At 69.8% G+C, this 13,177-nt stretch carries 13 protein-coding genes and 2 pseudogenes; 5 read left to right on the forward strand and 10 right to left on the reverse strand.

Annotation, left to right across the window (positions count from 1 at the left end; genetic code table 11):
- Positions 1–92: 92 nt before the first annotated feature.
- Positions 93–320: pseudogene (locus AB0M27_RS43815) on the forward strand (ISKra4 family transposase); the annotation flags it as partial.
- 58 nt (positions 321–378) lie between these two features.
- Here the strand turns inward: AB0M27_RS43815 and AB0M27_RS43820 are convergent.
- Positions 379–1,098 carry a YoaK family protein gene (locus AB0M27_RS43820; protein WP_365731188.1) on the reverse strand — a complete coding sequence of 240 codons (720 nt, stop codon included), beginning with the start codon at positions 1,096–1,098 and terminating at the stop codon, positions 379–381.
- A gap of 219 nt (positions 1,099–1,317) precedes the next feature.
- On the opposite strand from AB0M27_RS43820, the gene AB0M27_RS43825 reads away from it, so the two are divergent.
- Positions 1,318–2,211: a LysR family transcriptional regulator gene (locus tag AB0M27_RS43825; protein ID WP_365731190.1), complete on the forward strand. Its 894-nt coding sequence runs from the start codon at positions 1,318–1,320 to the stop codon at positions 2,209–2,211.
- Between the two features lie 198 nt (positions 2,212–2,409).
- Here AB0M27_RS43825 and AB0M27_RS43830 read toward each other — a convergent pair whose 3' ends face one another.
- The 5 genes from AB0M27_RS43830 to AB0M27_RS43850 all read right to left on the reverse strand — a co-directional run bounded on the left by AB0M27_RS43830 (position 2,410) and on the right by AB0M27_RS43850 (position 7,308).
- Positions 2,410–3,549 (reverse strand): HAMP domain-containing sensor histidine kinase, encoded by a 1,140-nt coding sequence (locus AB0M27_RS43830; protein WP_365731192.1) that lies wholly within the window; start codon positions 3,547–3,549, stop codon positions 2,410–2,412.
- Positions 3,546–4,256, reverse strand: coding sequence for a response regulator transcription factor (locus AB0M27_RS43835; protein ID WP_365731194.1), 711 nt, complete (start codon positions 4,254–4,256; stop codon positions 3,546–3,548). Before AB0M27_RS43835 ends, AB0M27_RS43830 begins: the two co-directional genes overlap by 4 nt.
- On the reverse strand, positions 4,225–6,396 hold the full coding sequence (locus AB0M27_RS43840; protein ID WP_365731196.1) for a glycosyltransferase: 2,172 nt from the start codon (positions 6,394–6,396) through the stop codon (positions 4,225–4,227). Before AB0M27_RS43840 ends, AB0M27_RS43835 begins: the two co-directional genes overlap by 32 nt.
- On the reverse strand, positions 6,393–7,055 hold the full coding sequence (locus AB0M27_RS43845) for a DUF998 domain-containing protein (RefSeq protein WP_365731198.1): 663 nt from the start codon (positions 7,053–7,055) through the stop codon (positions 6,393–6,395). Before AB0M27_RS43845 ends, AB0M27_RS43840 begins: the two co-directional genes overlap by 4 nt.
- An 82-nt stretch (positions 7,056–7,137) precedes the next feature.
- Positions 7,138–7,308: an AbrB family transcriptional regulator gene (locus AB0M27_RS43850; RefSeq protein WP_365731212.1), complete on the reverse strand. Its 171-nt coding sequence runs from the start codon at positions 7,306–7,308 to the stop codon at positions 7,138–7,140.
- 11 nt (positions 7,309–7,319) lie between these two features.
- Between AB0M27_RS43850 and AB0M27_RS43855 the strand changes: the two are divergent.
- Positions 7,320–7,433 (forward strand): annotated as a pseudogene (locus tag AB0M27_RS43855) (SAM-dependent methyltransferase); the annotation flags it as partial.
- Positions 7,434–7,518: 85 nt separating this feature from the next.
- Positions 7,519–8,025: a GtrA family protein gene (locus tag AB0M27_RS43860; protein ID WP_365731200.1), complete on the forward strand. Its 507-nt coding sequence runs from the start codon at positions 7,519–7,521 to the stop codon at positions 8,023–8,025.
- A gap of 795 nt (positions 8,026–8,820) precedes the next feature.
- Here the strand turns inward: AB0M27_RS43860 and AB0M27_RS43865 are convergent.
- The gene (locus tag AB0M27_RS43865; protein WP_365731204.1) at positions 8,821–9,513 is read right to left on the reverse strand and encodes a VTT domain-containing protein; all 693 of its coding nucleotides are present in this window, start codon (positions 9,511–9,513) and stop codon (positions 8,821–8,823) included.
- Between the two features lie 319 nt (positions 9,514–9,832).
- Between AB0M27_RS43865 and AB0M27_RS43870 the strand changes: the two genes are divergently transcribed.
- Positions 9,833–9,916, forward strand: a complete 84-nt coding sequence (locus tag AB0M27_RS43870) for a helix-turn-helix domain-containing protein (protein ID WP_365731214.1) — start codon at positions 9,833–9,835, stop codon at positions 9,914–9,916.
- Positions 9,917–10,171: 255 nt separating this feature from the next.
- Here AB0M27_RS43870 and AB0M27_RS43875 read toward each other — a convergent pair whose 3' ends face one another.
- Genes AB0M27_RS43875 through AB0M27_RS43885 form a run of 3 tightly spaced genes read right to left on the reverse strand, consistent with a single transcriptional unit; the run spans position 10,172 to position 12,966 of the window.
- Positions 10,172–11,446: a PP2C family protein-serine/threonine phosphatase gene (locus AB0M27_RS43875; RefSeq protein ID WP_365731206.1), complete on the reverse strand. Its 1,275-nt coding sequence runs from the start codon at positions 11,444–11,446 to the stop codon at positions 10,172–10,174.
- A complete protein-coding gene (locus AB0M27_RS43880) occupies positions 11,380–12,438 on the reverse strand; it encodes an ATP-binding protein (protein WP_365731208.1) in 1,059 nt (352 codons plus the stop codon). Before AB0M27_RS43880 ends, AB0M27_RS43875 begins: the two co-directional genes overlap by 67 nt.
- A gap of 48 nt (positions 12,439–12,486) precedes the next feature.
- The gene (locus AB0M27_RS43885) at positions 12,487–12,966 is read right to left on the reverse strand and encodes an Rrf2 family transcriptional regulator (RefSeq protein ID WP_365731210.1); all 480 of its coding nucleotides are present in this window, start codon (positions 12,964–12,966) and stop codon (positions 12,487–12,489) included.
- Positions 12,967–13,177: the final 211 nt, after the last annotated feature.

Consider the following 13,177-nt stretch of genomic DNA (forward strand, 5'->3'; position numbering starts at 1 on the left):
CTGGCGGCTCCTGTCGTTCAGTACCAGGGCACGAAGGCGATTGGCTCCCAAGGCTGAGCAACGCTCAGGCTCGCTAAGCCAATCAGAGACGCTTCCCGATCGCCACCGGCATCATCGAAGGGGCGTGCCGCCACCTGGTCAAAGACCGGCTCGACATCACCGGAGCCCGCTGGGGCCTTTCCGGCGCCGAAGCCGTCCTGAAACTCCGAGCCCTGCGCGGCAACGGCGACTTCGCCACCTACTGGGCCTGGCACGAGACACAGGAGTTCACCCGCAACCACCAGGCCCGCTACCGCGACACACTCATACCGGCAGCTTGATCGCGAGAACGTTCATTAGATCTGCACCCATCCGCGTTCCGGCTGTACTTTCCCACGCTCACTGATCGCCCACGGGCACGAGCGACAAGGACCGGACCCCCGAGGCCGCCGACCGCCCAGTCGCGAAGGCGCCGGAGACCAGCGCGACCAGGACCGCGGCGAGGGCGACTACTGACGTGGCCGACTCCTGGAGCAGGGTTGCTCCGACCGCGGCGCCGCCGAGCATCGCAGCGACCGAGCCGAGCCGGCGGTGGGCCTTCGCCCCGGACCCCCCGCCGAGGGCACTGTCGGCGGTCAGCCCGGTGAGGGTCAATGTCAGCACAGACGTGTTGAGGTCGCGTACACCGAAGTGGCGGACCGTGCTGTTCTGGAGCCCGGCCGCCAGAGCGAGCAATGCGATGGATACATACGCGCCGCGCCCGCCGGGTGTGGCCTGCCCACTGCCGGTGAGCAGAGCGACGAGGGCGAGTATGACCGCTTCGGCGGCCAGGGCCGCGACCAGCCAGCGGCGCGGCCGGCGGGACAGGTGGGCGGCGATACGACCGCCGGTGAGCGATCCCAGGACGAACCCGCCGAGGGCGGTGGCCGAGGCGGCCACCGCCGAATGGGCGCCCGGTCGCAGGCCGGCGCCGAGAAAGATGACGTTGCCGGTCATATAGGCGACGAAGACGTGTCCGAGTTGGAGATAGCTGAAGGTGTCGATGAGTCCGGTCACCGCGGTCAGTACCAGCATCGCGGCCACCGTCGGGCGGCTGTTGAGGGGGGAGACGACGGCCATGGCGGCTTTCTTTTCGACGGACCGGGGCGAGGCGGCGGACCCCCTAGAACCCGGCGGGGCGGCCAGGTCCAGGGGCCCCACCGCACGGGCGGGCCACCTGCTCCGCCTACGCCCCGTCGGATGGCGTTTCAAGCGTCCGCCACGCCTCCTCATCATGTCCAACGATCACAAGTGCTGGACCTCATCAATTTCATCGATGCCGCGCCCTAGACTCCGGCCATGGAGATCCGCGAACTCGAGTACTTCCTCGCCTGCTGCGAGACGGGGAGCTTCACCGCAGCGGCCCGCAAGGCGCACATCGTGCAGTCCGCGATGTCCAGCGCGATCGCCCGGCTGGAGCGGGACTTGGGCGTACCGCTGTTCGACCGCTCGGTCACGCCCATCGCCCTGACCGAGCACGGGGACGCCCTCCGTACCGCCGCCCAGCGCGTGCTGAACGCCGTACGGAGCGCGCGGGACGAAGTCCACGCCGCCTCGGGCCGGGTACGGGGGACGGTCGTGCTCGGCAGTACGTTCAGCACAGGACCGCTCGACCTCGCCACGGTGCTTACCGACCTACGGACCCGCCATCCGGAGGTCGTTGTCCAGCTCCGCCAGTCATCGGCCGGCTCCACGGGCAACCTGCGGGCGATCCTGGACGGTTCGCTGGATATCGCGCTGACGGCCAGCGGCGAGCGGCAGCCCGACGGGATCATGTTCAGGCCGCTGATCGAGGAACCGCTGGTGTTCGCCTGCCGCGCGGACCATCCGCTGGCCGGACGTGCCACGATCACGCTGCCCGACCTGTCGGCCGAGCCGATCCTGCGCTTCCCACCGGGCTGGGGAATGCGGGACACCGTGGACCGGGTGCTCGGCCCGGCGCAGTCAGCGACCGAAGTCGCCGACTACGGGCTGATGACCAAGCTCGTCGCCGCCGGGTTTGGCACGACTCTGCTGCCCGCCTCGGTAGCGACCGGCGATGAGGGCCTGCTCGTGATCCCTCTCGACGCACCGGGTCTGACATGGCAACTGTCTGTGGCCGTCAGCGCCCGCCGTCGCCCCACGGCGGCCACCGAAGCTCTCCTCGACGCCCTCACCGCCACGGCGAACAATGCCGCTGGCTCCCGTACCTAGACCTGGCACGAGAAGCAAGACCTCAACCGCAACCACCAACACCGCTACCAGGACAACCTCATACCCACGGCCTGAACAACAGCACCCTCAAAAGATCTGCATCCATCGACCTGTGTTGCAAAACGCCTGGTCAGAGCTGATGCGTTAGTTATGGCACCGTACAGGCAGGGCGTGGAGGCCGTCGGCGACTGCCTCTTCTTACTGGCCTCTCACCTGGGCTGATGCGCCGGCTTGTCCAGTCGGCAGGCACAGGGTGAACGTGGCTCCTTCGCCGGGCCCGGGGGAGGCCGCGGTGATGTCGCCGCCGTGGGCGCGGGCGATGCCGCGGGCGATGGTCAGTCCGATGCCGCTGCCTCCGGCCGGGGCGGGGCGAAGGGGGTGCTCGATGCGTTCGAAGCGGGCGAAGATGCGGTTCAGGTCGTGCGTGGCGATGCCGATGCCGTCGTCGGTGATCTGGACGACGACACGGGGCGCGGGGTCTCGCTCGAGCCCCACGGAGATCGATACGTGTCCGTCCTTGTCGCAGGCCGTGAGCGCGTTGCCGAGCAGGTTCACCAGGACCTGGGTGATCCGGTCCGGGTCGCAGTCGGCGAAGGCGGCTGTCTCGGCGGAGACCGTGAGCGTCACCTTTTGGTCGTCGTACTGCGGGCGCAGCCGCTCGGCGGTGGCGCGGGCCAGTTCGGCCACGTCGGCGGGCTTGCGGTGCAGGGTGAAGGCGCCTTCCTCCAGCCGGGAGAGGCTGGCGAGGTCGCCGGCGAGCCGCCGCAGCCGGTCCAGGTCGTCGGCGAGGGAGGCGAACATGGCGTCGTCGGGTGCGAAGATGCCGTCCGCCATGCCCTCGATCTGGCCGCGCAGGATGGTGATCGGGGTGCGCATCTCGTGGGCGATCTCGGAGACCAGGCGGGCCCGTCGGCGCTCGGTGTCGGCAAGGGTGGCCGCCAGCGAGTTCACGTCCCGGACCAGGGCGGCGAGCCCGGGTTCGCCGGGCAGGGCAAGGACGTCGTTGTAGTGGCCCTCGGCGAGCCGGTGGGTGGCCGCCCGCACGGTGTCGAGCGGGCGCAGCAGGAACCGGGACAGCGCGACGGCGGCCAGGACGGCGGCGAGTGCCCCGACCCACAGGCCCGCCTGGAAGGTGACGTCGCGGTCGACGTGGTCGCGTCCGGGGCGGTGGAAGAGCTCGCCGGTGGCCGACATGGCGCCGAGCGCCACGAGCAGGACCATGACATGGGACAGGACGAGGCGGTTGCGCAGGGTCAGGCGGGCGCGGAGCCGCTCAAGCAGGGTGCTTCCGCGGGATGTGCGGCTGCCCGTGCGGTCGTACGGCCTGTGACTGCTCACGTCGGCCGTCCCATGAACCGGTAGCCGACCGTGCGGACCGTGCCCACGAACCGGGGTGCGCCTGCGTCGTCGCCCAGCGCGCGGCGCAGGGTGCGGATGTGGACGTCCACCACGCGTTCGTCGCCGAAGAAGTCCTCGCCCCACACCTGGGCCAGCAGTCCGCGCCGGGTGAACACCCGGCCGGGCGCCCTGGCCAGGGCGAGCAGCAGGTCGAAGTCGAGGGCGGACAGCTCCACCGTACGCTTGTTGTTGGCGTCCCGGACCAGGACGGTCCGTGTGTCGGGGTCGATGGTAAGCCCGTCGAAGCGCAGGGCCGCATCCTCTGTTTCCTCGGATCCGCCGTCGGTGCGGCGCAGCACCGCCCGTACCCGCAGGGCCAGTTCGCGAGGGCTGAACGGCTTGGTGACGTAGTCGTCGCTGCCGGTGGTGAAGCCGATCAGCCGGTCGACCTCCTCGTCCCGCGCGGTCAGCATGATCACCGGGATGCGGCTGGCCTCCCGGATACGGCGCAGCACTTGGAAGCCGTCCAGGCCGGGCAGCATGACGTCGAGCACCACCAGGTCGGGCCGATGACGGGTGACCGCCTGCAGGCCGGAGGGTCCGTCGCCGGCCTCGACGACCTCGAAACCGTCGGCTTCGAGGTAGCCGCGCACGGTCATGCGGATCTTGGGCTCGTCATCGACGACCAGAACGCGCTGCGTACTCATCGTGCTCGCTTTCCATCGTCGGCCGGGGGTCAAGGGGGGCCACCTGGCCCGAGGGGCGGGTGGCCTGGCGGTAAAGGTCCTCGAACGCCGCCCGCAAGTACAACTCCTCGAACGTGGCCAGCGTACGACCGATGTCGTGCCCGGCGACGATGTCCCGGCTGGCCTGGCCCATTCGTCGCCGCAGCTCGGGGGCGTCGAGCAGGGTGATCAGGGAGCCGGCCAGTGTGCGGGTGTCGCCGGGCGGGAAGAGGTAGCCGTTGCGGCCGGGGTGGACCAGGTGGGGCAGCGCCATGGCGTCGGCCGCGACGACGGGCTTGCCGGCGGCCATGGCCTCCATGGTGACCAGGCTCTGCAGTTCGGCGGTACCGGGCATGCAGAACACGTCACAGCGGGCATAGGCGTCAAGGACCTCCTGGTCGCTGACCAGGCCGTGGAAGGTGACCCGGTCCCGGATGCCGAGTGCGTCCGACAGTTCCTCCAGGGCGCGGCGGCAAGAGCCGTCGCCGACGATCTCACCGCGGACGTTCAGCCGTTTGGGCAGCAGTGCCAGCGCGCGCAGCAGCTGGTCGACGTTCTTCTCCTCATCGAGACGGCCCACGAACAGCACCCGTGCCTCCCCGTCGGCGCGCTCGACGGTCGGCTGGGAGAAACGGTTCAGGTCGAGCCCGCAGGACACCGCGCGGGCGGGGATGATCAGGCCGTTGTCGTGCAGCAGCTGTACGGCCCTGGGGGTGGGCGCGGTGACAGCGTGGGCACGGCTGAAGACGCGGACCAGGTCGCGCCAGGCGAGCCGGCAGGCCACCATGCCGAGGCGGGCTGGCAGCGGGGCGTAGCCGATCAGGTTCTCCGGCATGAAGTGGTTGGTGGCCACCACCGGTGTGCCGCGGCGGTGCGCGGCGGCGGCCAGGGTACGGCAGACGGCGAAGTGGGACTGGATGTGCACCACGTCGGGAGAGATCTCCGCGAGCAGCCGGGCCACCGGGCGGGCGACCTGCCAGGGCAGGCTGATGCGGAAGGTGGGGTGGAAGGGCGTGCGGTGCGAGGGCAGCCGGTGCACGGTGACGCCGTTCACCAGGGTGGTGTCGGTCCCCGCTGAAGTCGCCGGGCAGACCACGTGCACCTCGTGGCCCCGGCCGGCGAGTCCCTGGGCGAGCCGGTGGGCGAAGTTCGCGGCCCCGTTGACATCCGGCGGGTAGGTGTCCGCGCAGATGAGGATGCGCTGGGGTCGGGGACGGGTGTCGCTCATGGCGTACTCCTGCGGGGAGGGGGACCGGAGCTGCGGGGATCGGTCCGGGGCGAGGTGGGGAAAGGGGGTGGTCCGGGTGATGTGCAGCACGCCCGCGAGGGAGACGGACCAGCAACCCAGCGCCGTCAGGGCGGTGCCGAGGGCGAGTCCGGGTGCCTCGCCGAGGAGGCCGACGCCGATCGCGACAGCGACGAACGGGTCGACCGCGGTCAGGCAGGCGACGGTCACCTCCGGCGGCCCGGCCGCTTGGGCGCGCTGGGTGAGCCAGAAGCCGGTCAGCCCGGCCGTCGCCAGTCCGGCGAGCGTGCCGCACAGGGCGCCGGTCACTCCGTAGGAGGTGAACTCCTCACTCGCGGCACGCCCGAGCACCGATATGAGGCCGTACGCGCTCCCCGCACCCAGGCCCAGCGCCGCACACCGTGACCGGCCGGGCAGGCATCGGGCGACCAGGCAGCAGCCGACGATCACCACCAGGACCGTCAGTCCGGCCCGCAGCTGAGCCGATGCGGTGACCGGGGTGGCGACGGTGACTCGGGCGGCGATCACCGTGAACGCTCCCGTGCCGAGGAGCACCGCGGCAAGGGCGAGCCCCGTGCCGAACGACAACCGGGCGCGGCGCGCCCGCAGCCCCCACACCACGCTCACCACGACGGCGGTCACACCCAGCGGCTGGATCACCGTGACCGGAGCCCGGCTCAGCGCCGTGAGGTGTAGCGAGGCGCCGGTGCCGAGCAGAGCCAAACCGCCCAGCCAACGGGGGTGCCGGGCCAGGGTCCACAGCGGCGGCGTTGTTGCGGTCGGTCGCCGGTGGATGGCCTCGTGCTGGAGCCGGGTGCCGGTCGCGTAGCAACATGCGCCCACGACGGCCAGGAGGATGGCGAGAGCGGCCGTCACCGGTGCTGCCCGCCGGGCAGCGCGTCCGCCATCGCGAACAGCAGCGCGACCTCAAGCCCCAGCGTCACGCGCTCGGCCAGCCCCAGCAACCCGGCGACCTTCGCGGCCGTGGGAGTGTCCGGACGGCTCGCGCACAGGTGTGTGCCGAGGAAGAGCAGCGCGGCGGCCGAACTCGCCCGGGACAGGAGCAGTATCCGCCGAGTTCTCGGGAGCCTGCGGGACAGGAGCAACCCCGCCGTGGGCAGGGCGGCCAGGGCGGCGCCCGCCGCATGCCGGTGCACGAGGCCGCTGACGGACGGGCTGCTGCCAGCCGGGTCGGTGCGGAACACGGCGCTGAGCACCAGCCCCACACCCCCTACACCCAGCGCCGCCGGCGCAACCCTGCCGACCGGCAGACGACTGCGCAGCAGCCCGCCCAGCAGCGCCACCGACCCGGTCGCCGCGGCGCCCACGCACGCCGCGAACAGCCGCTCGGCCCCTTCGTGGAGCGCATAGTCGCTGAGGGTCTGCCCCACCGGGTCCACCTGCTCGGACCAGCCCACGTGCAGCACCGCTCCGAGAGCGACCGAGCAGGCCAGGGCGGTCTGGGCCGCGGTGGCCAGCCGCTGCGAAACCAGGTGACCGGTTGCTGCCGGCCGCGGTGCGAGGAATGCGTGCATGCCCGTCAGGCAACAGGCGCCTCATAAGGCACGTACGAGTGGACGTATGAAGCTTCGATGAAGCCCCGTTCAGAGGCCGCTCTCAGCCGAGGCATGGGCGTTCGACCACGCGGATCAGCAGCAGGGCGATCAGCACGAACAGGCGCAGACTCTGCACGCTGGACATGAGGGAGACGTCGCTGTGGGTGGCGACGGCGGCGGCGAGGACGGCGTTGATGCCGCCCGGTGTGGTCGCCAGGTAGGCGTCGGACAGGGGCTGCCGACACCGTGGCCGCGGTGGTCAAGCGCCTGGCCGCGGCCCCGCGCCCGGGCGGTCTGATGGTTGCCGGCTTCGGCCTGGACGAAGCCCACCTGCCGGTGCCGCCTACCATCACGCTGTAGCCGAGCGGTGAAACTCCCTTCGACTACTCGGCGCCTTTTGCAGCGGCCCGAGCTGTACAGCTGTGGCTGCTAGCCTGCCCGCGTGGTCCTGCAGAACACTGACACCACACCCTCACACATCGCCGCCGCGACCCGGCGAGGGCAGCGCTACCACGCGCTGATGGCTGCCATCGTCCGAAGGATGCCCTTCGGACTATCGCGGATCGTCGCGCCCAGCTTCCTCGGGTTCGCGATCATCAATGGGTTCACCTTCTCGGTGGACCTCGGTTTGCTGGCGCTCTGTCACGGCGTACTGAAGTGGACGTACCCGGCGGCGGTCACGGTGTCGTATCTGACCGCGTTCGCGCTGAGCTTCGTGCTGAACCGCGCGTTCAACTTCCGCTCCCATGGGGACCTCGGGCAGCAGGGCACAAGATACGTGGTGGTCATCGGGATCAACTACGCGGCCTTCGTCCTCGGCGTCGGCAGCGGCCTCGCCGCCGCGGGGGTGGAGTACCAGCTCGCCCGTTTCCTGTCCGGGCTGTGCGAGGGGGCGTACATGTACAGCATGATGCGCTGGGTGGTGTTCCGTGACGCCCCGCGCGGGTGACAGCGTGGCCATGGTCGCCGGCCCGACGCCGAAGTGTCCGGGGGTCCGGGGTGCCGGTGAGGGCCGCGTCGCCAGCCGCAAACGGCCGAGCTACTCCGCCGACTTCGCAGGTCGGGGCAATTCGGCTGCGGAAGCCGCCTCGTCGAGCGTGACCCGACCGCCTTTCAGTTCAGGCACGTGTTCCTGCTGACGCCGATGTGCTTCGCGATCGAGGTGACGGTGTCCCCGGACAGTTAAGAAGGTCCCGGGCGTGATGCACCTGTTCTTCGGTCATGGCCGGCGGGCGGCCAAAACGGGCCCTGCGGGCGCGCGGCGTCCAGGCCCTCGTTCGTGCTTTGGACGATAAGCTCGCGGATGCACACGGGTGAGCGCGGCGAAGACATGGAACCCGAGTCTGCCGCCCGGCGCGGTGGTGTCCGTACCTCATGCAGCCGACACCGCGCTTGCGCAGGCCGGAGACGATGGCGATGAGGTCCTGGATGTCGCGGCCAAGCCGGTCCGGGAACGGACGACGAAAGTGTCCCCTTCGCGGAGGTAGTCGAGCGCCTTCGACAGTTCCTCGCGCTCGGCGTTCTTGCCGGACTTCTTGTGTCAAAAAGTCGGGATGCTCAAGAACTTGAGAGCCACCGCTTTCTGTACGATCTCCCGGGTGCAGACGCCTTGCCGACAGACGCCACCGCCGAAACACACCGGCCAGGGCGTGTCCCCGCCATTGCCGTCCGGCAGAGGTGACGACCAAGACATACGTCATCCGGGGATGGGCCTGCGGGACCGGGTGCAGGCAGTGGTCTTCGCCTACGAGCCCTGGGGAATCCGCCCGGCCTGAGCACCATCCCGGTCTGGGATCTCCGCTACAACCCTGGCTCCAGCTCCGGTCTCAGTTGGGCCCTCCGGGGCGAGGACGGCGGCCTGCTCACGCCGGAAGGCAACGGTGGTGAGCAGGCCCGCACCGAAAAACGCGGCCACTGACACGCCGGTGGCCAGCCAGGTCGCGCCCAGCCACTGGCCGCCCAGATACCCCAGCGACACCCCGGAGGCGGCCCACACCATCCCGGCCAGCGCCGACCACGGCAGGAACTCGGCGGCTCGCCGCCGCGCCGCGCCCGCACCGATGGCCATCACCGACCGGCCGGCGGGTGCGAACCGAGCGATCAGTACCAGTGACCCTCCGCCCCCGGCCAGCGCTTCCTCGATCCGCTCCTGGCCCACCGCCCACCTGCGCGTGCGTCTCATCCGGCGTTGAAACCATGGCCCGCTGTGCCAGGCGAGGCGGTAGGCGGCCAGATCACCGAGGCAGGAGGCGACGGCCGCGCAGAACAGCAGCTCGACGACATCGCGCACGCCATGCTGGGCGTTGTGGCCAGTCGTCTGGGCCGTCGCGGCAGAGATCAGCAGCACACCGCTGGGCAGCACGGGCAGGAAGACATCGAGTAGCACGGAGAGCGCCACGATGGCGAAAGCCCACGGCGACCCGATCAGGGAACTCACTTTCAAGCACCGCCACGCGTCCGATTGCACCCCAGCCGGGCGCGTCTCGCGCCCAACGGCAGACCGTAACGCCCGTCGGCCCTGTCGAGTTTGCGGCAGGGTGAACAAGAGCCACTCAAACGAGTCGAGCCGGGCAGCTCAGCCGCCCCCTAGCCCAGGACGACGAGCCGAGTGCTCAAGACGGGCTTTGCCTCAGGCGGCACTGGTCTGCCCTGGGTCTGATGGGGTCGGCTTGCTGGACAATTGACCGTTCCAGCAGCCTCCAGAGGCCGTCACGCCCCGCAGCTATCCGCCCGAGTTCCGCCGCTGAGTTCTCGATCTGGTTGAGTCCGGCCGGAAGGTCGCGGAGGTGGCGAAGCTCCTCGGCATCAGCGAACAGACCGTCTACCGCATTGCCCAGTAACCGCAGGGCCGCCAGCTCCAGAGACCCGCGCGTCATCAAATAGATCCATGGCCATCGCGTGGACCTCGATGATGCCCCGCGTCCACCACCGTCCCGCAGCGAAACGTCCTGATCAGGGGCTCGAACCCCGGTGTTCACGCCGGACAACAGGCGGAGCTTTCGTAACACGACCCCACAACGGATCCGTGTTCAACGGCTGATCGATTGTTGGACGCGCCATGGCTGGTCCTGGCAGCAGCTGGCTCGCCGGGCCTGTCAGTCAGAAGGCTCCGTCGCCCCTGAAGGACAGCGGCCGCGCGGTACGGGGACCGCGCGATCGAGTTGGGCCGGTTCCCGGGCGCAGGGTGTGGCGCGGTAGGCGACAAGGGCGGCGAGGTCGTCGTCGCGGGTGCCCGGCATGTAGTCGAGTATGTCCTGGCGGAGGTGGTCGAGGAGTCCGCGGGGCGGGGCGAGGGCCCATTGGCGGACGCGCTGGGTGAGGGGATAGAAGTTGCCGGCCCGGTCGCGGGTCTCGCTGACGCCGTCGGTGTAGAGCAGTAGGCGGTCGCCCGTGGCGAACGGGATTGTGTCGGCCTGGTAGTGGTCGCCGAGCAGGGCTGCCATGTTGATGGGTGGCGAGGGCGCGCTGGGTTCCACCTCGCGAACCTCGCCGCCGTGGAGCAACAGGGGTGGGGGGTGTCCGCAGTTGATCAGGCGGGCGACGGGTTCCCTGGCGGGGATCTCGACGAGCACGATGGTGACGAAGAGTTCCAGCGCGTCATCGCCGTCCGCGGCCTCCTCACTGTAGTGGTTCATGGTGGTCTCCAGCCGCCCTGCCAGGGACGGCAGGTCGGGCGCGTCGTGCACGGAGACCCGGAAGGAGCTGAGAACGTCGGAGGCGGCCTCGACGGCTGAAAGTCCTTTGCCACGCACGTCACCGATGATCAGCCGCACCCCGTGCCGGGTGCGGTGCACTTCGTAGAAGTCGCCGCCGATGCTGGCCTGCGCGGCGGCGGCCTGGTAGAGCACCTCGACGCCAACGTGACCGAGGTGCTGCGGGACCGGGCGCAGCAGCACCCGCTGCGCGGTCTCCGCTACGGCGCGGACCTCGGCGAGGGTTCGCTCACGGTCGGCGAGGGTGCGCTCCCGGTTTTGCCGTACCCGGCTGGCGTAGGCGGCGGCCAGGGTGACGGCCGTGAGTGCCAGCAGGGTGAAGTTGCCCGGTGTTTGGCCCAGGCTGTGGTCGGCGGCGGCGAGGCCGACGCCGGCCGCCAGGGCCAGCAGTCCGATGCCCAGCGTGCCGGGCACTGCGAACACGGCGGCGGCCAGCGCCGGCACCGCCCCGAGCAATCGGTAGAACTGCAGGTGGGGGGTGAGGAGGTCCGCCACCATGACCAGCACGATCACCAGCAGCGGAGTGAGGAGCGCCGGCGAGAATGGCCGGCTCCCTTCCCGCATCCGCCGGGAAAGCCGTTTCGGGGCAGTTACCTTCGGGAGTGACCGATCGCTGGTGCTGCGGGACGTGATGGGCTCCTTGACCTGCACAGCCATGATCTTGTCCTTAGGTGAAGACGGTTCGTAGATGCCCGTTCATAGACGGACGGTGTCGAATGTGATGGGACATGATCGGCAGAGCCGCGCTCGCCACTCAATTGATCTTCATGACTGCGATGCGCACCAACCCGTTCACCGCCGGGTCGAAAGTCGCCCGGCGGCTCAACCGGCCTTGAATTCTCAGCGACGAGTGCCGCACTCGCTTGGGCCCTGCCTCGCATCGACAGCGTTCTACTGCATCCCTCCAGGGTGAGTCGGAACCACACGACCTTTCCCCGCCGGGCCGGGTAGCTGCCCCACCGATCGCACAGGCAGTCCACCAGCGCCAGACCGCTTCGGCCCTCCCAGGTGTCCTGCGCCCGACGCAGAACGGCCATGGCGCGGCTACCGTCGCTGACCGAACCGCGAACACCGCGCTCGTCGTACAACACGTTCAGGCGCAGCGCCGACTCCGCATGGCGCAGCGCGTTCGACACGAGCTCGCCGACCAGCAACTCCGCCGTATCCGCCAGGGCCTCAGGATGACCGGCAGCCAGCAGGTTCCCGCGCACCACGCTCCGCGGCTTCACTGCCGTGGCACACGTCCATGGCAACGACAGGGAGACGGCCGAGGTGCGCGAGGAAGGATCGGCGAGGGACAAATCCCCCCTCTTCTTCCTATTGAACGCAACCACCCGGCGGCGCTCGACCACGGGGGCTGCGCTCAGACACCGGAACCGGGCCGCACCATGGCGACCGTCCAGCACCTCTACGTAGCTCTGGGGATTTCGCCTCCGTCCAGGACCTACGGACTCGCCCAACGGCGACCTCGGTGATCCCTCACCGACTGCCCGGCCGTTGCGGCGGACACGGGCAGTGAGGCCGCGGCGTCGGGTGGGGATCCCACCATCACGAAGGCGTCGGTGCCGACCGCAAACGTGCCCGGCATCAGTACCAGCGTCGCGCCCAGCCCGCGTTACCGGGGGTGGGCCTATCGGGATATTGGACATCCCGGTTCTCCTCCCACGTAAGCCTTCCGGACGGCGGCGGGCGATTGATCAACCGCCGAGACGCTCGTAGAAACGACGCGCCCGGCCGGGCGCTGCGGCGGGCGCGTTGTGGATCAGGTCGGCGAGCGTCTGTGCGGCCAGTTCCCTACGCCAGGCCAGCTCGGCCCGGCGCATCGCGGTGGCGACGCCACACCGGGGCGCGAACTCGCCCTCGGCCGCTTCCGTGCCCGCCCCGCGCCGGCGGATCTCGGTGCACCGGAATGCCTCGTCCGGTCCCTCGACGGCGGCGACGACGTTCATCAGGGTGATCTCCTCCGGCGGCCGAGCCAGCCGGAACCCACCCTGAGCCCCGGGTGTCGACGCCAAGACGCCCGCACGAACGAGCGCCTGCAGCCGCTTCTTCAAATAGACCGGCGGCAACTCGAACAACGCCGCCAGCTTGCCCGTCGACACCGGAGCCTCATCCTCCAGCCACGCCAGCACCAGACAGCAGTGCAGGCCCCACTCGACTCCCTCACCTATCCGCACAAAAGGGATATTACATATCCCCTTTAGTTCTGACAAATGAGCCCTGACGGGGCTGCACGGTCATCGGTGTAACCCCCGATCAAGGAAGAACACGTGTTGACTTCTCCCCTTCCTGAAGGACCCCGTTGCTGATCTCTCATTTCGAGGGGTGGGTGAGGAGGCGGGATAAGTGGGTGGTGCGGGTGCGCTCGGGGCGGTGGCCTTGCTTCCA

Source organism: Streptomyces sp. NPDC052107 (assembly GCF_040680215.1).
GTDB lineage: Bacteria > Actinomycetota > Actinomycetes > Streptomycetales > Streptomycetaceae > Streptomyces.

Coding starts and splice junctions, on each gene's coding strand:
- AB0M27_RS43880 (WP_365731208.1), bottom strand. CDS start 12,438: ATGTCCAATATCCCGATAGGCCCACCCCCGGTAACGCGGGCTGGGCGC.
- AB0M27_RS43835 (WP_365731194.1), bottom strand. CDS start 4,256: ATGAGTACGCAGCGCGTTCTGGTCGTCGATGACGAGCCCAAGATCCGC.
- AB0M27_RS43845 (WP_365731198.1), bottom strand. CDS start 7,055: ATGCACGCATTCCTCGCACCGCGGCCGGCAGCAACCGGTCACCTGGTT.
- AB0M27_RS43875 (WP_365731206.1), bottom strand. CDS start 11,446: ATGGCTGTGCAGGTCAAGGAGCCCATCACGTCCCGCAGCACCAGCGAT.
- AB0M27_RS43825 (WP_365731190.1), top strand. CDS start 1,318: ATGGAGATCCGCGAACTCGAGTACTTCCTCGCCTGCTGCGAGACGGGG.
- AB0M27_RS43820 (WP_365731188.1), bottom strand. CDS start 1,098: ATGGCCGTCGTCTCCCCCCTCAACAGCCGCCCGACGGTGGCCGCGATG.